This window comes from Sphingorhabdus sp. (assembly GCF_044338195.1).
Classification (GTDB): domain Bacteria; phylum Pseudomonadota; class Alphaproteobacteria; order Sphingomonadales; family Sphingomonadaceae; genus Sphingorhabdus_B.
The window spans coordinates 118,372-139,528 of sequence record NZ_JBIIMC010000002.1; the positions used below are offsets into that span (position 1 = coordinate 118,372).

15 protein-coding genes, 1 tRNA gene and 1 pseudogene are annotated in these 21,157 nt (G+C 55.0%); 6 read left to right on the top strand and 11 right to left on the bottom strand.

Annotated elements, in window-relative coordinates; all coding sequences use genetic code 11:
- Positions 1 to 61 precede the first annotated feature (61 nt).
- Both secA and ACIQZK_RS01270 read left to right on the top strand, forming a co-directional pair.
- Positions 62 to 2,788: a preprotein translocase subunit SecA gene (gene secA / locus ACIQZK_RS01265; protein WP_397574551.1), complete on the top strand. Its 2,727-nt coding sequence runs from the start codon at positions 62 to 64 to the stop codon at positions 2,786 to 2,788.
- Positions 2,789 to 2,812: 24 nt separating this feature from the next.
- Entirely contained in the window at positions 2,813 to 3,559 is a 747-nt protein-coding gene (locus tag ACIQZK_RS01270; RefSeq protein WP_397574552.1) for a sulfite exporter TauE/SafE family protein, read from the top strand.
- Positions 3,560 to 3,578: 19 nt separating this feature from the next.
- Here the strand turns inward: ACIQZK_RS01270 and ACIQZK_RS01275 are convergent.
- The 5 genes from ACIQZK_RS01275 to ACIQZK_RS01295 all read right to left on the bottom strand — a co-directional run bounded on the left by ACIQZK_RS01275 (position 3,579) and on the right by ACIQZK_RS01295 (position 9,334).
- A tRNA-Asn gene (locus ACIQZK_RS01275) sits at positions 3,579 to 3,653 on the bottom strand.
- Positions 3,654 to 3,727: 74 nt separating this feature from the next.
- Entirely contained in the window at positions 3,728 to 4,504 is a 777-nt protein-coding gene (locus ACIQZK_RS01280) for an NAD kinase (protein WP_397574553.1), read from the bottom strand.
- Complete coding sequence (gene moaA / locus ACIQZK_RS01285) at positions 4,501 to 5,487, bottom strand: GTP 3',8-cyclase MoaA (RefSeq protein ID WP_397574554.1); 987 nt, start codon at positions 5,485 to 5,487, stop codon at positions 4,501 to 4,503. The genes ACIQZK_RS01280 and moaA overlap by 4 nt, the downstream gene beginning before the upstream one ends.
- A 77-nt stretch (positions 5,488 to 5,564) precedes the next feature.
- Positions 5,565 to 9,050, bottom strand: coding sequence for a transcription-repair coupling factor (gene mfd, locus ACIQZK_RS01290; RefSeq protein ID WP_397574555.1), 3,486 nt, complete (start codon positions 9,048 to 9,050; stop codon positions 5,565 to 5,567).
- Positions 9,047 to 9,334 carry a succinate dehydrogenase assembly factor 2 gene (locus ACIQZK_RS01295; RefSeq protein WP_397574556.1) on the bottom strand — a complete coding sequence of 96 codons (288 nt, stop codon included), beginning with the start codon at positions 9,332 to 9,334 and terminating at the stop codon, positions 9,047 to 9,049. The genes mfd and ACIQZK_RS01295 overlap by 4 nt, the downstream gene beginning before the upstream one ends.
- A gap of 60 nt (positions 9,335 to 9,394) precedes the next feature.
- Here ACIQZK_RS01295 and recG point away from each other — a divergent pair, with 60 nt between their 5' ends.
- A complete protein-coding gene (recG, locus tag ACIQZK_RS01300; protein ID WP_397574557.1) occupies positions 9,395 to 11,455 on the top strand; it encodes an ATP-dependent DNA helicase RecG in 2,061 nt (686 codons plus the stop codon).
- On the opposite strand, the gene ACIQZK_RS01305 is transcribed toward recG, so the two are convergent.
- A complete protein-coding gene (locus tag ACIQZK_RS01305) occupies positions 11,452 to 11,775 on the bottom strand; it encodes a PilZ domain-containing protein (RefSeq protein ID WP_395635843.1) in 324 nt (107 codons plus the stop codon). The two genes, recG and ACIQZK_RS01305, sit on opposite strands and share 4 nt — an antisense overlap.
- 98 nt (positions 11,776 to 11,873) lie before the next feature.
- On the bottom strand, positions 11,874 to 13,100 hold the full coding sequence (gene tyrS / locus ACIQZK_RS01310; protein ID WP_397574558.1) for a tyrosine--tRNA ligase: 1,227 nt from the start codon (positions 13,098 to 13,100) through the stop codon (positions 11,874 to 11,876).
- Between the two features lie 32 nt (positions 13,101 to 13,132).
- Here tyrS and ACIQZK_RS01315 point away from each other — a divergent pair, with 32 nt between their 5' ends.
- Together ACIQZK_RS01315 and ACIQZK_RS01320 are read left to right on the top strand one after the other, a co-directional pair.
- Entirely contained in the window at positions 13,133 to 13,693 is a 561-nt protein-coding gene (locus ACIQZK_RS01315; protein WP_397574559.1) for a DOMON-like domain-containing protein, read from the top strand.
- A complete protein-coding gene (locus ACIQZK_RS01320; protein ID WP_397574560.1) occupies positions 13,690 to 14,889 on the top strand; it encodes an exo-beta-N-acetylmuramidase NamZ domain-containing protein in 1,200 nt (399 codons plus the stop codon). The genes ACIQZK_RS01315 and ACIQZK_RS01320 overlap by 4 nt, the downstream gene beginning before the upstream one ends.
- Here the strand turns inward: ACIQZK_RS01320 and ACIQZK_RS01325 are convergent.
- Entirely contained in the window at positions 14,886 to 16,055 is a 1,170-nt protein-coding gene (locus ACIQZK_RS01325) for a VWA domain-containing protein (RefSeq protein WP_221204260.1), read from the bottom strand. The genes ACIQZK_RS01320 and ACIQZK_RS01325 overlap by 4 nt on opposite strands.
- A gap of 151 nt (positions 16,056 to 16,206) precedes the next feature.
- Here ACIQZK_RS01325 and ACIQZK_RS01330 point away from each other — a divergent pair, with 151 nt between their 5' ends.
- Positions 16,207 to 17,607, top strand: a complete 1,401-nt coding sequence (locus tag ACIQZK_RS01330; RefSeq protein ID WP_397574561.1) for a methyl-accepting chemotaxis protein — start codon at positions 16,207 to 16,209, stop codon at positions 17,605 to 17,607.
- Between the two features lie 12 nt (positions 17,608 to 17,619).
- Here ACIQZK_RS01330 and ACIQZK_RS01335 read toward each other — a convergent pair whose 3' ends face one another.
- The 3 genes and pseudogenes from ACIQZK_RS01335 to ACIQZK_RS01345 form a co-directional block, all read right to left on the bottom strand.
- Positions 17,620 to 18,465: an AAA family ATPase gene (locus ACIQZK_RS01335; RefSeq protein ID WP_397574562.1), complete on the bottom strand. Its 846-nt coding sequence runs from the start codon at positions 18,463 to 18,465 to the stop codon at positions 17,620 to 17,622.
- Positions 18,466 to 18,704: 239 nt separating this feature from the next.
- Positions 18,705 to 20,708, bottom strand: a complete 2,004-nt coding sequence (gene rpoD, locus ACIQZK_RS01340) for an RNA polymerase sigma factor RpoD (protein ID WP_395635852.1) — start codon at positions 20,706 to 20,708, stop codon at positions 18,705 to 18,707.
- Between the two features lie 51 nt (positions 20,709 to 20,759).
- A pseudogene (locus ACIQZK_RS01345) lies at positions 20,760 to 21,157 on the bottom strand (hypothetical protein); the annotation flags it as partial.

A 21,157-nucleotide genomic window follows, 5' to 3' on the forward strand; every position in this document is an offset into this window, starting at 1 on the left:
TTTGTACCCTATTTCGCGCCAACTTGCGCGCGTCTCCCACATAATTTCAAAGGAATTAGTTATGCTCGGCGGAATTGCCAAAGCCATTTTCGGTTCGTCCAACGACCGTTACGTTAAGTCGATCATGAAGATCGTCGACAAAATCAACGCGCTCGAAGCCGAAATTTCAGCCATGGATGACGATCGGCTGAAGGGGCAGACCCAGATTTTCCGTGACCGCCTGACCGCCGGCGAAACGCTGGACGACATTTTGCCTGAGGCATTTGCGACGGTACGTGAAGCGTCGAAGCGTGTCACGGGTATGCGCCATTTCGATGTGCAGATGGTCGGCGGTATCGTGCTCCATCGCGGCGAAATTGCCGAAATGCGCACCGGTGAAGGCAAGACACTGACCGAGACTTTGGCGTGCTATCTGAACGCGATCGAAGGCAAGGGTGTGCACGTTGTCACCGTGAACGACTATCTGGCGCGCCGTGACGCCGAATGGATGAGCAAGATTTACGGATTTCTTGGGCTCACCACGGGTGTGGTTGTTCCCAACATTCCCGAGCACGAACGCCGTGCCGCTTATGACTGCGACATCACCTACGCGACCAACAATGAACTTGGTTTCGACTATCTGCGCGACAATATGAAATATGAACGCGCACAAATGGTGCAGCGTCCATTTAACTTTGCGATTGTCGACGAAGTGGACTCCATTCTGGTCGATGAAGCACGGACACCGCTGATTATCTCGGGCCCAACCGATGATAAATCAGAATTATATATGCAGGTGCATGCGGTTGTCCTTCAACTCGACGATGGCGATTATGAAAAAGACGAAAAGAGCCGCAACGTCACGTTGACCGAAGATGGCACCGAAAAGGCCGAACGCTTGCTTGAGGACGCCGGTTTGCTGACTGGCACCAACCTGTATGATTATGAAAACACCTTGGTTGTGCACCATCTGGATCAGGCGCTGAAAGCCAATGTGATGTTCAAGCGCGACATTGATTACATTGTCAAAGAGGGCAAGGTCATCATCATCGACGAATTCACAGGTCGCATGATGGACGGACGTCGCTGGTCAAACGGCCTGCATCAGGCAGTCGAAGCCAAAGAAGGCGTCGACATTGAACCAGAAAACCAGACGCTGGCAACAATCACCTTCCAGAATTATTTCCGCATGTATCCCAAATTGTCGGGCATGACCGGAACCGCGGCAACCGAGGCCGGTGAATTCCACGAAATTTACAAGCTAAATGTCGTTGAAATTCCCACCAACTTGCCCGTGCAGCGTATTGATGAAGACGACCAGTTCTACAAAAATACGCAGGACAAATTTGGTGCCATCGCCAAGACCATTCGTGAGGCCAATGAGCGGGGTCAGCCCGTTTTGGTTGGTACTGTTTCCATTGAGAAGTCCGAATTGCTTTCGGAGTTCCTGGAAAAGGAAAATGTGAAGCACAGCGTGCTCAATGCCCGTTTCCACGAAAGCGAAGCGCGTATTGTGGCGCAAGCCGGTCGTTTCGGCAGCGTAACCATCGCCACCAACATGGCTGGACGCGGCACCGATATTCAGCTGGGCGGTAACTTTGAATTCCGTTTGGAAGATGAATTGGGTGAAGTACCCGAAGGCCCCGAGCGCGATGCCGCAATTGAAGCATTAAAAGCCGAAATCGCTGCGGAAAAAGCCAAGGTTGTCGAAGCAGGCGGCTTGTTTGTTCTTGCGACCGAGCGGCATGAAAGCCGCCGTATCGATAACCAGCTGCGCGGCCGTTCGGGTCGTCAGGGTGACCCAGGTCTCTCGCGCTTCTATCTATCGCTCGACGATGATCTTCTGCGCATATTCGGTTCGGAAACATTATTCTCGCGCATGATGAATTCCAGTCTGGAAGACGGCGAGGCCATCGGCGGCAAGTGGTTGTCGAAAGCCATTGAAACCGCACAACGCAAGGTCGAAGCGCGGAACTACGATATCCGTAAGCAGTTGGTGGAATATGACGACGTCATGAACGACCAGCGCAAGGTGATTTACGACCAGCGCAGCGAAATTATGGATGCCGAAGCCGTCGACGATATCATTGAGGATATGCTCAACGACACGGTCAACAATCTGGTTGGCGGTCACTGCCCCGAAGGCACCTATCCCGAACAATGGGATGTCGATGGACTGAAGCGGAAATGTGCGGAAGTTCTGGGGCTTGCTCCGGACATTGATAGCTGGTTGCAAGAAGACGGCCTTGAGCCCGAAATCATCGAAACCCGAATTGCCGACCTCGCCACCGCCAGGTTTAAGACAAAGGGCGCTGATCTCGATCAAACCTTATGGCATCAGGTGGAAAAAAGCATTTTGCTGCAAACGCTCGACCATCATTGGAAAGAGCATTTGTCGACTTTGGATGCCCTGCGTCAGGTTATTTACTTGCGCGCTTATGCGCAGAAGAATCCGGTCAACGAATATAAGCAGGAAGCATTTGGCCTGTTTGAACGCATGTTGGGTGCCATTCGTGAAGGCGTAACCAAGACAATCGCCACCAACGACTTCCGCGCAGAGGAAGAGATCGTTCCGCCTCAACTGCCTGAATTGCCGGATTTCTTGACCACGCATATCGACCCTTTCACCGGTGAAGATGACAGCAATGACATCGACGCTGGTTCGCTTGGGCTGGTGACGACGACGATCCCGCGGCAAGTGCCATCGGCGGGCACTGACCCATTTGCCGGAAACCCGGACTTGCGTCGCAACGATCCTTGCCCATGCGGCTCAGGACAAAAATATAAGCACTGCCACGGCGCTTATTAAAGGCATTGAACGGGGAGGGCGGGGATGATCTGGTTGGCTGGACTCTTCGCTCTCGTCGCTTTTGTGTACGCCTCGGTCGGCTTTGGCGGGGGTTCGACCTATACGGCGCTGCTGGCGCTTTGGGGCGTTGATTATCGGCTGATCCCGGTCATTGCATTGCTGTGCAATATCATTGTGGTCACGGGCGGCAGCATTCGTTTTGTGCGTGCTGGGCTCGTGTCTTGGTCACAAGTCATGCCATTGTTGCTGGTATCCGCGCCCCTCGCGTTCCTGGGCGGGCTTGTGCCGCTGAAGCAATGGGTTTTCCTCACGATATTGGGCGGGGCATTGCTTGCGTCTGCCATTGCCCTGCTGCTTCAGCCTGAAAAGCTATCGGCGCGTACGTTGCCCAAGCCATTGCTATTGGCGATTTCCGGCGGCGTCGGCCTGCTGGCTGGCTTGTCGGGGATTGGCGGCGGTATATTCATGGCACCGATATTGCACCTTATCCGCTGGGCGGAGGCACGGCGCATCGCCGCCTTTGCGTCGCTCTATATCTTGATCAATTCGGCCGCAGGGCTGGCAGGGCAGGTCATAAAGGCAGGTGCCCAGTCGCTCGCCGCGCCTGCGATGGAATATGGCCTGTTACTCGCTGCCGTGCTGGTCGGCGGGCAGATTGGAAGCATATTCGGAATGCGCTATTTGTCGCCACGGCTTCTGCGCACCTTTACCGCGATATTGGTCGGTTACGCCGCGCTGCGGCTGCTTTGGCAGGCGCACGGTCTGCCGTAATATTATGAGCCAGAAAAAATGGCTCCCCGGGAGGGATTCGAACCCCCGACCAATTGATTAACAGTCAACTGCTCTACCACTGAGCTACCAGGGAACAGCCCGATATGCTCGGGCAGAGGCGCGCCTATAGCAGCGCTTTTTCGCATTTGGCAAGCGCCCATTGCCAGTTCAGACAATAAATTGTTCCATTGCAATGCGATCATCCAGCGCATGTTCGGGATCGAACAAAAGCGTGAGTGATCGATTGCGGTCTAACGCCACTTCTACCTGAGCAATGTCGCGGATCTCGCGTTGGTCGGCAACCGCGCTGACAGGGCGTTTGCTTGCCTCCAATATGTTGATTTTGATGACATAGCGGTCTGGAAGAATGGCACCTTTCCAACGTCGGGGCCGGAATGGACTGATTGGCGTCAGCGCCAGCAACGACGAATCGAGCGGCAAGATGGGGCCGTTTGCGGACAGGTTATAGGCGGTCGAACCTGCGGGCGTGGATACCAATATGCCGTCACTGATAAGTTCCGGGATCACCGCGCGCCCATTGACCGAAATCTCCAGCTTGGCCGCTTGCCGGGTTTCACGCAGCAACGACACTTCGTTGATCGCGGGTAATATGAACTTCTGACCGCTGACGGTTGTTATATCCGCCGTCAGGGGACGAACCGAGAAAGATTTTGCACGCTGCAGCCGCGCGTGCAGGTCATGCAGATCCCAACTGTTCATCAGGAAGCCGATTGTACCCAAATTCATGCCGTAGGCAGGAATGTCACGGCGGCTCTCCAACAATTGATGCAGAACCTGCAGCATGTGGCCATCGCCACCCAAGACGATTACGGCGTCGGCGTTATCCAGAGAAACAAAGTCATGGACTTCACGAAGCTGCGCTTCGGCCTCGCGCGCCTGCGGCGTCGCTGACGATATTATCGCAAGTTGCGTATATTGGGTCATCCACCTGTTGCATTCATATGTCGCTTCAGCCGCAAGTCGGGCTGAGCGAATTGGTTTTCAAATTCATGGCGTTGGGGTTTAAGCCGCAAAGCCGTCTGTAGCAAATGATCCACATCGGATGGTGCACCTTCGCGCAATGCTTTGCGCAAATCGACGTGCAGTTCCGACCCAAGGCACATGTAGATTTTGCCATCGGTGGTAAGCCGGATACGATTGCAATGGTCGCAGAAATTTTGGCTCATTGGCGTGATAAGGCCAAGGCGCAGACCCAATGGATCCACGCGCCAATAACGGGCAGGGCCAGCGCTTTTATGCGCCAGCGGATGCAGGTCATATTGTTGGCGGATGGGCGCAGTGAAGGCGTCGAGCGAGATATATTGCGCCTCTCGCTCCGACACGCCTGTTCCCAGCGGCATGGTCTCAATGAGTGTGAGATCAAAGCCATGCTCCGCGCAAAACGCCATCATGGGCATGAGCGCGTCTTCATTCTCGCCTTTCAAGGCAACCATGTTGATTTTGATGGCAAGGCCATGGGCTTTCGCAGCCTGAATGCCCTTCAATACCGTGTCGAGGTCTCCACCCCGGCTAATCGTCTTGAACTGATCCGCATCGAGCGTATCGAGGCTTACATTGATACGCTTCATGCCAGCGCTGGCAAGGATGGGCGCAAATTGTTCCAACCGGCTGCCGTTGGTCGTCATCGTCAACTCTTCAAGCGCGCCGTTTTTAACATGCTTCCCAAGGGCGTTGATAAGAACCGCAATGTCTCGGCGAACCAGCGGCTCCCCGCCCGTTAGGCGAATTTTGCGAATGCCATGGTCTATAAATCGAGCGACCAGCGTCGTGATTTCATCATAGCTTAGTAAATCGGGATGCGGCAAAAAGCTCTGCATTTCGGGCATGCAATATGTGCAACGGAAATTGCAACGGTCGGTCACCGATATCCGTAAATAGTCGATACTGCGTCCAAATCCGTCGATCATTTTTGCGATGTAAGCGGAAAAGCGTGCGCTACCAAGCTGAATTAATTTGCCGAAAGGGTTCGGAAAGTTTTTCGCGGCTATGGTCGCGAAGGGGAACCATGTCGGCGGGCAAGATTTGCAAGGCCGCGCGATAGCTGCAAACAGCCGTTGAGCCGCGCTGCGGGGTCGCCCCATATGCGGTTGATAACCAACTTGCTGTCCGGACGCAGCTTTGCGGTCTCGCCCAATTTGTCGACATAGGCCAACAACCCTGCGACATTGGGCGGTGTATCCTGATGGAAACTGACCAACGTGCCACGGGCGCCGACCTCGATTTTTGCGACCTGCGCAACGAGCGCATTCTGCTTGATCTGGATAAGCTTGAGCAGGTTCTGCGTAGGCTCCGGTATCGGGCCAAAGCGATCCGTCATTTCGGCGGCGAATCCTTCGATGTCCTGACCTTCTTCGAGATCGTTCAAACGGCGATAGAGCGCCATGCGGACCGAAAGGTCGGGGACATAATCTTCGGGAATAAGGATCGGCGCATCGATGGTGATTTGCGGCGAGAAGCTGCCACGCGGCTTTGCGAGGCCATGCGCGCCAGCGCGCGCTTCCAAGATCGCCTCTTCCAGCATCGATTGGTACAATTCAAAGCCGACCTCTTTGATATGGCCGGACTGTTCATCGCCCACCAAATTGCCCGCACCGCGAATGTCTAGATCGTGGCTGGCGAGTTGGAATCCGGCACCAAGGCTATCGAGATCACCAAGTACCTTCAGACGCTTTTCAGCCGTTTCGGTCAGTACGCGATTCGGTTCATGCGTCAGATAGGCATAAGCGCGGGTTTTCGAACGCCCGACGCGACCGCGCAGCTGATATAATTGGGCAAGGCCAAAGCGGTCGGCGCGGTGGATGATCAAGGTGTTGGCGCTCGGTATGTCCAATCCGCTTTCGACAATTGTCGTCGATAGAAGGACGTCGTAGCGCTTTTCATAGAATGCGCTCATGCGATCTTCGACCTGCGTCGGTGACATTTGCCCGTGTGCGGTGACATATTTCACTTCAGGTACTTCAGTCCGCAGATATTCTTCGATCTCGGTAAGATCGGTTATGCGCGGCACGACAAAGAAGCTTTGCCCTCCGCGATAATGCTCGCGCAGCAACGCTTCACGTAGCACTACGGGATCCCATGGCATAACGTAGGTACGCACCGCCAGACGGTCCACAGGGGGCGTCTGAATGACCGACAGCTCGCGCAAGCCAGACATCGCCATTTGCAGCGTGCGCGGGATCGGTGTCGCCGTCAGCGTCAGCATGTGCACGTCGGTCTTCAGCGCTTTCAGCCGCTCCTTATGATTGACGCCGAACCTTTGTTCTTCGTCAACAATGACCAAGCCAAGCCGTTTGAATTCAAGTGACTTTGCAAGAACGGCATGCGTCCCAATCACGATGTCCAAAGCGCCATCCGCCAAGGCTTCACGCGTTTGCGTGGCTTCTGCGGCAGGAACGAGCCGTGAAAGCCGGCCGAGCTTTAACGGCAGGTCACGGAAACGTTCGGCAAAATTCGAATAATGCTGCCGCGCCAACAATGTCGTCGGCGCAATGACCGCGACCTGAAGCCCTGCCATCGCCGCTGCAAAAGCTGCGCGCATGGCGACTTCGGTTTTTCCAAACCCAACATCGCCGCACACGAGCCGATCCATGGGTTTGCCTGCGGACAAATCCTGAAGCACTTCTTCGATGACGCGCAGCTGATCTTCGGTTTCCTCATAAGGGAAACGGTCGACGAAACCGGCATAAGCGGGTCCGTCGACTTCAATGATGGCACCCGGACGAAGCGCGCGTTCAGCGGCAGTCTTGAGCAATTCGCCCGCAATTGCGCGGATGCGTTCTTTCAGCTTCGACTTGCGCCGCTGCCATGCCTCACCGCCCAGCTTGTCGAGCGACACATGCTCGCTGTCGGAGCCATAGCGTGACAGAACATCGATATTCTCAACGGGGACATAAAGCTTGTCTCCGCCGGAATAAGTCAGGGCAACGCAATCATGGGGACTGTTGCCCACGGGTATCGAAATCAGGCCCTCATAACGGCCAATACCGTGGTCCTGATGCACCACCAGATCGCCCGGCGTCAGCGCGGCAAGTTCGGCCATGAAGGCGTCGGCCGATTTACGGCGTTTTTGTCTGCGCACGAGCCGGTCGCCCAGCATATCCTGTTCGCTTAAGACCGCTATGTCCGGCGTGGAAAAGCCATGGTCCAATGGCAACACAACCATTGCAGTCCGTCCGGCCGCCACGCCCAATGCCTGCTGCCAACCGTCGGCATCGACGATGGACGGCGCGCCATGATCGGCCAGCAAACCCTTCAACCGCTCGCGTGCGCCAATGGAATAGCTCGCGATGATGGTTTTGGTCTTTTTGCTGTGCAGCGATTTTAGATGCGCGGCGACGGCTTCGTAGACATTGGCTTTCTGCGTGCGCTCTGGTGCGAAATCGCGCGCTGCGGAGATGCCGAAATCAATGACGCTCGCAGAATCGGGCTGCGCGAATGGTGTAATCAGGTGCGCGGCATTGTCGTCGAAAAGCTGGTCGAGTTCGCCGCTACTTAAATAGAGTATCTCGGGCGGCAAGGGGCGATAGCTGCCGGGTTCGGCGGCCTGCGCCTTCACGCGGTTTTCGTGATAGTCGGTGATGGAATCCAGTCGCGACTGGCCCGCTGCAATCGCGCCGCTGTCGCGAATGACAAGCGCGTCGGCCCCGACATGGTCAAAGATCGTCGCCATGCGTTCTTCGAACAATGGCAGCCAATGGTCCATGCCCGAAAGCCTGCGGCCTTCCGAGACGGCTTGATAAAGCGGGTCGCCCGTTGCGGTCACACCAAAACGTTCGCGGTAGCCGACACGGAAACGCTTGATCGCGTCTTCGTCCATCATGGCTTCAACTGCGGGTAGGATGTCGAAATGTTCGACTTGGTCGATGCTGCGCTGATCGGATGGGTTAAAGCGGCGGATGCTTTCGATTTCGTCGCCGAAGAAATCGAGGCGAAGCCCGACTTCGCTTCCGGCGGGAAACAGGTCGACAATGCTTCCACGGATCGCAAATTCGCCTGCGTCGGCCACGGTATCCACCCGGAAATAGCCATTCGACTGCAGCAATGATGCAAGCCGTTCGCGGCTGATTTCGCGGCCAGCGGCTAAGCGTTCTCCCGTCTGGCGAATGCGGAAGGGCGTGACATATTTTTGGATGACTGCACCGATAGTGGTGACCACCAACTGCTTCTTTTTTGCAGGCTGCTGAAGCGCCTGCAATGTTGACATGCGCTGCGACGTGACCGCAACCGAAGGCGATGCGCGATCATAGGGCAGGCAATCCCATCCGGGCAGAATTAATATCTCAATTTCAGGCGCAAAAAACGGCACAGCGTCGGCTATTGCGCGCATCGCGGCTTCATCAGGCGCAATGTACAGCGTGCGTGCTTTGGCCGCGCGTGTAAGGTCAGCAAGCAGAAGCGGCGCAAAACCCTGCGGCACTGATGCGAGCGTCAGCGCGTTGCGACTGGTTGTGATCCGCTGCAAATCAATCATGGGTTTTGGGTGCTAAGCCCTTCAGGCAGCGTGATGAAATTCAGCTGCATCAGTTGGTCCATCAATGGCCCCGCAAATGCAGGGTCAGGCGGCGCAGTTCCGAGTGCCCACGCCATGATGTCGACATCTTCCTCATCAATCAGGCGTTCGAACCATTCATATTCGACTTCGCCCCATTCGGCTGAACATTGGTCGAAAAATCCGCCAACCATGGCGTCGGCTTCGCGCGTGCCGCGGTGATGTGCGCGGTAATGCAATTTGCGACGATATGGGTCAGCGTCCATGTAACGCATCCTTTATGCTGGTGGCGTGAAATGATTTGCGGGTTATAAGCGGCCCTAGTCATGCGTCCCGATATACTCAATCCGTTATTTGCAGAAGTGCGCGCCATGAAGGGCGTTGGCCCTGGTCTGGCAAAGCCTCTTGAGCGCCTTGGGCTCGAGCGGGTTAAGGATGTGCTGTATCATTTTCCAACCAACTGGACTTATCGCAAGGCGGTTTCCTTGCTGGATGTCGCGGACGTTGGCAGCAACATCATTGTCACCGTAACGGTCATGGACCACCGCAACAGCAACAACGCCCGGGCACCGTTGCGAATATTTGTTGCGGATGTCGCCGGAAACTATCTGACGCTCACTTTTTTTGGCCGAAATGGTGGATGGGCGCGCAAGCAACTGCCTGTTGGCGAAAAACGGATCATTTCGGGCAAGCTCGAACGCTATGGCGACGAATTGCAAATGGTGCACCCTGATCATGTCGTTCCCATCGACAGCGATACGTCGCCCGGCCTTGCCGAGCCTATTTATCCACTCTCGGATGGACTGACGAACAAACGCATGGGCCAGCTTGCGGGGGCCGCATTGCAGGATGTACCCGACTTGCCTGAATGGATTGAGCCAACTCTGGTCGCTGGCCGAAACTGGCCCAACTGGGCCGCGGCGATGGGCACCGTGCATCGCAGGGACGACCAGTCCGTGCGCGACAGGCTGGCTTATGATGAATTGTTCAGCAATCAGCTTGCCATGCGGCTTATCCGCGCGGCGATGGACAAACGTACGGCCGTGCCCGTGGCGGGTGATGGCTCCTTAATCTCTTTGTTGAAGCTGCCATTTGACCTCACGGGCGCACAAAAGCGCGCCATTGCCGAAATTGAGGGCGACTTGGCGCAATCACGGCCCATGTTGCGCTTGCTGCAGGGTGATGTCGGCGCGGGCAAGACAATGGTTGCGTTGATGGCGTTGCTGCGTGCGGTAGAGTCGGGGATGCAGGGGGCAATGTTGGCGCCAACCGAAATTCTTGCGCGCCAGCATTATGCCGGCCTTCAAAAGCTGTTGGCGGGCATGCCTGTGAATATTGCAATCCTAACGGGCCGCGAAAAAGGCAGCCTGCGCGAAGCAACGTTGATGGGGCTGGCTGACGGTTCGATTCACATCCTCGTCGGCACCCATGCTATTTTTCAGGAAGCCGTGACCTACAAGTCCCTCGCCGTGGCGGTAATCGACGAGCAGCATCGTTTCGGCGTTTCCCAGCGGCTCATGCTGTCGCGCAAGGGCAGGGGCGTTCCGCATCTGTTGGTCATGACGGCAACGCCCATTCCACGCAGCCTCGCGCTCGCGGCTTATGGCGAAATGGACAGTTCCATCCTTGATGAGCTTCCGCCCGGTCGTACGCCGGTTGAAACACGCGTCATGTCGCAGGACAGGCTTGCTGAATTGATTGATGGCGTTGCGCGCCATCTGGCTGCCGGGAAACAGGCATTCTGGGTATGCCCGTTGGTCGAAGAAAGCGACAAGAGCGATCTTGCCGCCGCAGAGCAACGCGCAGAAATGCTCCGGCTAAGGTTCGGACCGCAGGTTGATGTGGTGCATGGGCGTATGCGTGGCGCGGAAAAAGACGCGGTTATGGAGCGCTTCGTTGCGGGTGAGACACGGTTGCTGGTGGCGACGACGGTTATTGAAGTCGGCGTTGATGTGCCCAATGCCAGCCTGATGGTTATAGAGGCTGCGGATCGTTTCGGCCTCGCGCAATTGCATCAGCTAAGGGGGCGCGTTGGTCGCGGGTCCGAAAAATCGGTCTGTGTGCTGGTGCGCACGACGCAAATTGGGGAGACGGCGCGCGCGCGTCTTGCGCTTATGCGCGAGACCAATGACGGATTTCGTATCGCCGAGGAAGATCTCAAGCTGCGCGGAGCCGGCGAAATGCTGGGAACGCGTCAGTCGGGCGACAGCCCATTTCGCGTTGCCACGCCAGAGCAAGTGCGTGAACTTATTGGCGTTGCAGCTGACGATGCGCGGCTGCTGCTTGAACGCGACGGCGGACTTGATGGCCCGCGAGGGCAGGCTGCCCGTGTGGCTCTCTATCTGTTTGAACGAGATGCCGGTGTGGCGACTTTACGCGGCGGTTAGCGCAGCTTTGGCGAGATGACTTCCAGCAGCCCAAGAAAATTGGGCAAGCGCAACACGCGCTCGAACTGAAAACCGGCCCGCTTGTCAGAAGTCCAGATAACCAGTGCCTCGATTCTGCCAATCTCTGGCAGCCGAAGCTCAACGCGATCCCCGCGTTCGAAGCCGGGGTTATCGTCAATCATGAAGCCATGCGCCGAGATATTGACGATGTGAATGGGCTGGTCGCCGCGCAACTTGCTCTCGGCTATGACTGTGTGGTTCGCGCGGCGACGGGCCGCGATGCGGAAATCCAGATCAGGGTTAGGAACTGCTTGTGCCATGTCGAGCGGCCTCGTGCGGTTATTAAAGTTGAATAATCACCGTACCGCCAAGTTCCAAAGATTTGGTAAAGCCACGCTTAGTAAATTTACCGACGCATTTATCCGAAGCGAATGAGGCCGTGTTTTTTCTTACCAGCAGAAATTTTAACAGGCTCAGCCTGTGCCAAAATCACCGCATTTTCGTCCGTGATAGCCGCGTCGGCAACCCGCGCGCCGCCGCCTTGAATCATTCGGCGCGCTTCTTTTTTTGATGCCACGAAATTCAGCGCGACCAAGGCATCAATCACCGAAATCTCTGTGCTGACGTCGATCGTCGGCAAATCGCCGCCTGACGTTCCCTCTTCAAAGGTTTTTCGCGCGGTTTCAGCCGCGAGCGCAGATGCCTCGGCACCACGGCACAATTCGGTTGCCGCGTTTGCCAGTGCGATCTTGGCGATGTTGATTTCGGAACCTTCCAACGATTCCAAACGTTCGATTTCGTCGAGCGGCAAATCGGTGAAAAGGCGCAAAAACTTGCCGACGTCCCGGTCGTCCGTATTGCGCCAAAACTGCCAATAATCATAATCCGGCAGCTGTTCGCGATTGAGCCAGACCGCGCCAGACACGGACTTGCCCATTTTCGATCCATCGGCTTTGGTGATCAGCGGCGTTGTCAGGCCGAACACCTCTGCACCGTCCATCCGGCGCGCCAATTCCATGCCGTTGATGATATTGCCCCATTGGTCCGATCCACCCATTTGCAAACGGACGCCCATCGTCTTGCTGAGATGGCGGAAGTCATATCCTTGCAAGATCATATAGTTGAATTCGAGGAAGGTCATGGGCTGTTCACGCTCAAGCCGCAGTTTGACCGAATCAAATGTTAGCATCCGGTTTACGGTGAAATGGGTGCCAACCTCTTGCAGCAGCTCAATATATCCAAGCTGACCCAACCAGTCATGGTTGTTGACCATCACGGCATCAGTCGGGCCATCGCCAAAGGTTAAAAATTGCTCAAACGCCGTGCGTATCGACGATATATTGGCTTCGATGGTTTCATCGGTCAGCATCTTGCGGACTTCGTCTTTACCCGTCGGATCACCAATACGCGTCGTGCCGCCGCCCATAACCACGACGGGCTTATGGCCAGCCTGCTGCAATCGACGCAGCAACATGATGGACACCAGATTTCCGACATGAAGCGATGGCGCAGTTGCATCGAAGCCGATATATCCCGGAACAATCTCTTTGGACGCAAGCGCATCAAGCGCCGCCGCGTCGGTTGTTTGGTGGATGTAGCCGCGTGCATCAAGCTGGCGAAGGAGATCAGATTTATAAGCAGTCATAGCGCGTTAGCGCCTAGCATGGAGTTTCGACATTGGCCAATATTTCGATGACGGAAACGGTGCTGCAATGCCATCCACTGAGCGAAAAGGGTTTTGTCGACGCTATAGCCGTGCAGGTTGCGCGTGCGGAAGACGGCGTTGTGCACATAAAATACACGCTGCACGGGCTTATCGACGAGATACATCTTCCTAAAGCTGCGCAACCGGAACGCACGGACGGGCTTTGGAAAGACACATGTTTTGAATTGTTCTGCGGCAGCGCCGATGACGGCAGCTATGTCGAATTCAACTTCGCGCCGTCGGGACAATGGGCGGCATATGCCTTTACAGGATATCGCGAAGGCATGACGGAGCTTGCCTGCGCGCCGCCGCACATAAACTGTAAGGCGGGGGAGGGCATATTCGAAATGACGGTCACAATGGACCTACCCGAATCTTTGCGCACGGTGGATGCAATGGCCGGTTTAAGTGCCGTTATCGCGGACAAGCACGGTCGCATCGCTTATTGGGCGCTCGCGCACCCACCGGGGAATGCGGATTTTCATCATAAGGATTGCTTTGCCCTGCAACTGGAGGCACGAAGCGCGGCATGAAATTTGGAATTGATCGCCTCCTGACGGAGCCAGAACTTCGCAAGCCATTGGCGGGTAAACGTGTCGCGTTACTGGCCCATCCAGCATCGGTGACAGCAGACCTGACGCACGCACTGGATGCACTGGCGGCGCTCGACGATGTCAATGTGACCTCCGCCTTTGGTCCCCAACATGGCCTTCGGGGTGACAAGCAAGATAATATGATGGAGTCACCCGACTTCACCGACCCTGTGCTCGGGATCCCGATATTCAGCCTCTATGGCGAAGTGCGGCGCCCTTCCGTCGAGTCGATGGAGACCTTTGATGTCATCCTGATCGACCTGCAGGATCTGGGCTGCCGGATTTATACGTTTATTACGACGCTGCTTTATGTGCTTGAGGCATCGGCCGCGCATGGCAAAGCGGTTTGGGTGTTGGATCGCCCGAACCCTGCCGGCCGCCCCGTAGAAGGACTGACGCTGGAAAAGGGTTGGGAGAGCTTTGTTGGCGCGGGCCCAATGCCCATGCGGCACGGCATGACTTTGGGTGAGATCGGGCGTTGGTTTATCGATCATTACAAGATCGACGTCGATTACCGCGTAATTGAAATGGCTGGCTATGAACCTGACGCAGCACCCGGACATGGCTGGCCTGCCGATCGGATATGGATCAACCCAAGCCCCAACGCACCAAACATCAACATGGCGCGTGCCTATGCGGGTACCGTGCTGCTGGAAGGGGCAACATTGTCAGAGGGCAGGGGAACGACCCGTCCGCTCGAAATATTTGGCGCGCCTGACATCAACGCGCGTGACGTTATCGCCGAAATGCAGGCCTTTGCGCCGCAATGGCTGAATGGTTGCACGCTTCGGGAAATTTGGTTCGAACCGACATTTCACAAGCATGTACATCAACTGTGTCATGGTGTGCACATCCACGCAGAAGGTCCATCATATGACCATGCCGCGTTTCAACCATGGCGGATCCAGGCATTGGCATTCAAGGCCATCCGGCGGCTCTATCCCGAATATGATTTGTGGCGCGACTTCCCATATGAATATGAATTCGGAAAGCTCGCCATTGACGTGATCAACGGCGGCCCTGCATTGCGTGAATGGGTTGATGCACCCGACAGCACGCCCGAGCAACTGGACGCAATGACGTTAGCTGATGAAAAGGATTGGCTTCAGAAACGCGTGCAATATCTGCTATATTAGTGGCCGTGCTTCCGGCTTAACTCGCGCATAGCGTCATCGAGACCTTCGAGCGTCAGCGGGTACATCCGATCATTCATCAATTCCTTGATGATTTTGGTGGATTGCGAATAACCCCATTGTTTTTCGGGCACGGGGTTAAGCCAGACCGTGGCGGGATAGGTGTTCGTAATCCGGTTCATCCAGACAGCGCCTGACTCTTCATTGAAATGCTCCACCGAACCACCGGGATGCGTTATTTCATAGGGACTCATCGATGCATCGCCGACCATGACCACTTTATAGTCATGCGGGAATTTGTGCAGAAGGTCCCACATCGGCGTGCGTTCACTGAACCGGCGCTTATTGTCTTTCCAAACGCCTTCATATGGGCAGTTGTGGAAATAGAAAAATTCCAGGTTTTTGAACTCACTCGTGGCCGCACTGAAGAGCTCTTCGCAAAGCTTGATAAACGGATCCATCGACCCGCCGACGTCTAGCATCAGCAACACCTTGATCGCGTTACGGCGTTCGGGGCGCATTTGAATGTCCAACCAGCCTTTGCGCGCTGTGCCATTGATTGTGCCGTCAATATCGAGCTCTTCCACCGCGCCATCGCGGGCAAAGCGGCGCAGCCGGCGCATTGCGATCTTGATGTTGCGGGTGCCAAGCTCACGCGTGTTGTCGAGATTCTGAAATTCGCGCTTGTCCCAAACCTTTACGGCACGCTTGTGCTTGGATTCGCCGCCAATACGAACGCCTTCGGGATTATAGCCCGAATTGCCATAAGGTGAGGTGCCGCCGGTTCCGACCCATTTGTTGCCGCCTTCGTGGCGCTTTTCTTGCTCCTCGAGCCGCTTTTTCAGCGTCTCCATAAGCTCGTCCCAGCTGCCCATTTTTTCGATCTTCGCCATTTCCTCTGGCGACAGATATTTTTCGGCAATCGCTTTCAACCAATCGGCGGGCACATCGACGTCGTTTTGGCCATATTCTGTAAATATGCCTTTGAAAACCTTGCCAAATACTTGGTCGAAACGGTCCAAAAGCGCTTCGTCCTTCACCAAAGTGGCGCGGGCCAAATAATAAAATTCCTCGGGGCTCTGGTCGATAACATCGGCATCCAAAGCGGCGAGCAGGGCAAGATGCTCCTTCAACGAAGCGGATATACCGGCGGACCGCAACTCTTCCATGAATGAGAAAAACACCGGCAGGCTCCTGTTTAAATGACCAGCTAAAGCTTTTGGCTGTTTCGAAACGCGCCGTCAACAACCCGCGGTTAACTCCATGATAACCATATAGGGGTAGGCCCCGTTACAAACGACAGAACAAGGTGCCAATCCCATGAAAGTGGAAAAAGTTGCATTGAGCGAAAACCACTGGATCCACGAAACCGCGAAGATATGCGGAGAGGTCACCGTTGGCTGTGCCGAAGCTGCAGGTGTGCTCGAACAGGCGCTGCAATCCGCAGACTGGCTCAAGGCAAGGCATGGCGAGATGACCGAGCTGACGCAGGCACTTGATGCCGACATTGCGGAGGTGGCGCAGGCGACTCGAGATGCACGGATTTTGGCTGAAGCCGCAGTCACAAAGTTGATGACGGGGCATGAAACCGTTCAGCTATCATTGGCGAGCTTTTCGGAACTCATCAGTCTTATCATGAGCCTTGGTTCGCATATCACGGGATTTGCGACCGCGATGGAACAAGTGAAGCGCGTATCGGAATCGATTGATTCGATTGCGCGCACGACCAACATGCTGGCGCTCAACGCCGCGATTGAGGCGGAAAAGGCCGGGGCCGCCGGGCAGACGTTCGCCGTCGTGGCAGCTGAAGTCAAAAAGCTGGCGCGTGATACGCGGCATGCTGCGGTGGAAATAACCGAAACGGTGAACTCGCTTTCGGATGAAGCCGCGAAATTTGTAGAGCAAATTGAGGACGGCGTATCGACAAGCGGCGCGGCGCAAGAGCAGTTTTCGAGCCTTCAGGAGCTCATTTATGGCGTGAGCGATGCCGTTACCAAAGTCGGTGATCACAACCGTGAGATTGCAGACAGCACCGCACAAATTCACCGTGGATTGGTGGATTCGCAAAATGTTCGTGATGCGGTCGAAGGCGCCAATGGCGAAATGTTTGCGGCTGTTGTGCGCGCGCATAGCCAGATCGGTGGTCTGGAAATGCAGGCAAACAAGATGTTTGACCATATTGTGCACAGCGGTTTGTCAAAGCGCGATAGCGAATTTGTCGAGCTTGCCCGCCAAAAGGCCGAAGAAGTGAAAGCATTGACCGAGGCCGCAATCGCAGATGGTACGCTGACGTTAGAGGCGTTGTTTGATACCGATCTGCGCCCCATCGAAGGCAGCAATCCGCCGCGGTTTACATCGAAGCTGACATCATGGGCGGAACAAAATTGGCAGCCATTTATTGAAGCCGTCAAAGACAGCAATCCCGACGAAATAACGTCGGTGGTATGCAGCAGCCTTAAAGGCTTCTTACCCGTACAGTTGAAAGAACTCTCGCGCGCGCCAACGGGCGATATCGCGCATGACACGAAATATTGCCGCAACGGCCGCGTCATTCAGGACCCGGTGGATATCCCTGCGAAAACAAGCGAGCAGGACTATATGATGGCCGTATTTCGCCACGAAGGCGACGGCCACTCATACAAGGTCATGCGTAACGTATATGTCCCACTGCGCATAAATGGACGCCGTTGGGGCGATTTTGAAATCGCTTATAGCATCTAAATAAGGTGCAGCTTAGCTATTGGGACGCCGTGCCATAAAGGCCAGTCGTTCAAACAGCATCACGTCCTGCTCATTCTTAAGCAGCGCGCCGTGAAGTGGCGGAATGGCCTTCGTTGGGTCGCGTGACTGCAGAACATCAAGTGGCATGTCTTCGTGCAGCAACAGCTTTAGCCAATCGAGCAATTCGCTTGTGCTTGGCTTTTTCTTAAGGCCTGGGACATCCCGAACTTCGTAAAAAATGTCCATGGCCTTCGACACCAGCATTTTTTGGATACCGGGGAAGTGGACATCAATGATGGACTGCATTGTCGCGCGGTCAGGGAATTTGATGTAATGGAAGAAACAACGGCGCAGAAACGCGTCGGGCAGTTCTTTTTCATTGTTCGAGGTAATGATGACGATCGGGCGCTCGACCGCTTTTACGGTTTCCTGCGTTTCATACACAAAGAATTCCATGCGATCGAGTTCCTGAAGCAAGTCGTTCGGAAACTCGATGTCGGCCTTGTCGATTTCGTCGATCAAAAGAACGGGCAACTGAGGCGCGGTGAACGCTTCCCAAAGCTTGCCCTTCTTGATGTAATTTTTGATGTCATGAACGCGCTCATCGCCCAATTGGCTGTCGCGCAAACGGGCAACGGCGTCATATTCATACAGGCCCTGATGCGCCTTGGTCGTGGATTTGATGTTCCATTCAATCAACGGCGCATTGAGTGCGGTCGCGATTTCCTGCGCCAGCACAGTTTTGCCGGTGCCGGGTTCGCCTTTGACGAGAAGCGGGCGGCGTAACCGCGTGGCTGCGTTTACGGCAACTTTCAGATCATCAGTTGCGACGTAATTATCAGTGCCTTCAAAGCGCATGGACGAACCCCGTTTGTTAATCGAACGATTAATTCGTTAAGTGGGCCCACCGCGTTATGCAATATAATAGTTTGCGCCCGTGGGTAGGGACAAGTGGCGCGCATTTCGTTTCGCAACGTCGGCCGCGACGGATTGCCCAAATATTATTTCCGACATGGCTACCGGAAACCCGCACATAAGGGCAGGGATCCGGTCCATAACCTCAACCGTTCAGAGATATAAAAGCGGCAGACCGTTACTTATTGGTCAAGGAAGCTGCGCATTTTGCGGCTGCGGCTTGGGTGCTTCAGCTTGCGGAGCGCTTTTGCCTCGATCTGACGAATACGCTCGCGCGTAACGCTGAACTGTTGACCAACTTCTTCCAATGTATGGTCGGTGTTCATGCCGATACCAAAACGCATGCGCAGCACGCGCTCTTCGCGCGGTGTCAGCGACGCCAGAACGCGGGTCACGGTTTCCTTCAAGTTCGCCTGAATGGCGGCATCGACAGGAATGATCGCGTTTTTGTCTTCGATGAAGTCGCCAAGATGGCTGTCTTCCTCGTCGCCAATTGGCGTTTCGAGTGAGATCGGCTCCTTCGCGATCTTCATGACCTTGCGCACTTTTTCCAGCGGCATGGAAAGGCGCTCGGCCATTTCCTCTGGCGTCGGTTCGCGGCCTTGTTCGTGCAAGAACTGACGGCTTGTCCGCACCAGCTTGTTGATCGTTTCGATCATATGCACTGGAATACGGATAGTACGGGCTTGGTCCGCAATCGAACGCGTAATCGCCTGACGAATCCACCATGTCGCATAGGTGCTGAACTTGTAACCACGGCGATATTCAAATTTATCGACCGCTTTCATGAGGCCGATATTGCCTTCTTGAATGAGATCAAGGAACTGAAGGCCGCGGTTGGTGTATTTCTTCGCGATGGAAATAACGAGGCGCAGATTGGCCTCAACCATTTCTTTCTTCGCAATGCGCGCTTCGCGCTCGCCCTTTTGCACCATGTTGACGATGCGGCGGAATTCGCCGAGCGACATGCCGGTATTCGCGGCAATGTCCGCTATTTCGCTGCGAATGCGCTCAACGCCTTCGGCTTCGTTCGTCGCAAAAGCCGTCCATTTTTTGTCGAGGTTGGAAACATCGGTCAGCCAATTTTCGTCGAGCTCATGGCCCATATAGCTGTCGAGGAACGCCTTGCGCGGAACTTTATGACGCTCGGCCAAGCGCAGCATTTGGCCACCAAGCGCGGTCAAACGGCGGTTGAACGAGTATAATTGGTCGACCAGATATTCGATTTTGTTCGCGTGAAACTGAACGCTTTCGACTTCCGCTGTCAACTCTTCACGTAATTTGTGATACTTATTTTCGGAAGCTGAGGAAAACTCTTCGCCGGCGTTCAAAGCGCGCATCCGCTCAAGCTGAATGTTCGAGAATTTCTTGAACAATGATGCGATCTTGGCAAAACGCTCCAAAGCCGCTGGCTTCAACGCCTCTTCCATCTGCGCGAGGCTGAGCGTGTTGTCTTCTTCCTCTTCTTCAACCGGGCGTGAACGCCGCTCGGTCAAATCATCGTCATCGTCACTCGCCGATTCTGGCTCTTCGTCGACTTCGTCTTCTTCTTTGTAAGAAACCCCAGCGGTTTTTTCGCTGATTTCTCCGTCGCCTTCTTCTTCCTCGTCGTCGGTCAGCGTTTCGGGCGCCTTCGACAGCATGGCGTCAAGATCAAGGATCTCGCGCAGCTGCATTTCACCGTCGTTAAGTGCGTTCGACCAGTCAATAATCGCGTGGAAGGTTATTGGGCTCTCGCAGAGGCCGAGGATCATCGTGTCGCGACCGGACTCAATCCGCTTTGCAATGGCGATTTCGCCTTCGCGGGACAGCAATTCAACCGCGCCCATTTCGCGCAAATACATGCGCACGGGGTCATCGGTACGTTCGCCCGTACCCGTTTTCTTGACAGTGCTGGTCAGCGAGCGCGGGTCATTTTCCGAGATGTTGTCGACGGTTTCGACTTCTTCCTCTTCCTGCTCGTCCTCGCCATCTTCACCGGCTTCGTCATTTTCTACGATCTGCACGCCCATGTCGTTGATGGCGGACATCACGTCTTCGATCTGTTCGGAAGACATCTGATCCTGCGGCAAGGCAGCATTTAATTCGTCATAGGTCAGGAAACCGCGGCGCTTTGCCTTGGCTAACAGTTTTTTGATGGTCGCATCATTCAGGTCAATCAGCGGTGCATCGCCATTTTCGACCATATCGTCTTCATTCTCATTTACGCGACTTGCCAAAATAATTCCCCGATACTGTCATAAATCGTCCGCATCTCGTCTGAAAAATGCGATGATACGATCGTCAAATGCCTTCTTTTCGTGACGTAACCTTTGCTGTTCGGCAAAAGTTTCTTCCGTCATCTCTAAACTCGCCAACCGTGTAGCGCGTTCCAGTGCTTCTTCGAGCGCGGGACGCTGCTTCATCAGCCTGATTGCTTCACCCAAATCTTTTGAAACGCTGGATAATCCGTCGCCCCCCGAACCGAACTCCCCACGATTGAAGGCAAAGACCTTACCATTGCTGTGGAGGAGCGTCGATGCGACATTATACAACTTCTCGTCCAATATGGTAATTAGGCCGTCGGTATCAAGCGATTCTTTGGCAAAAGATTCATTCAGCATGATGTTGAGCAAAGCGGCGTGATTCGGGTCGG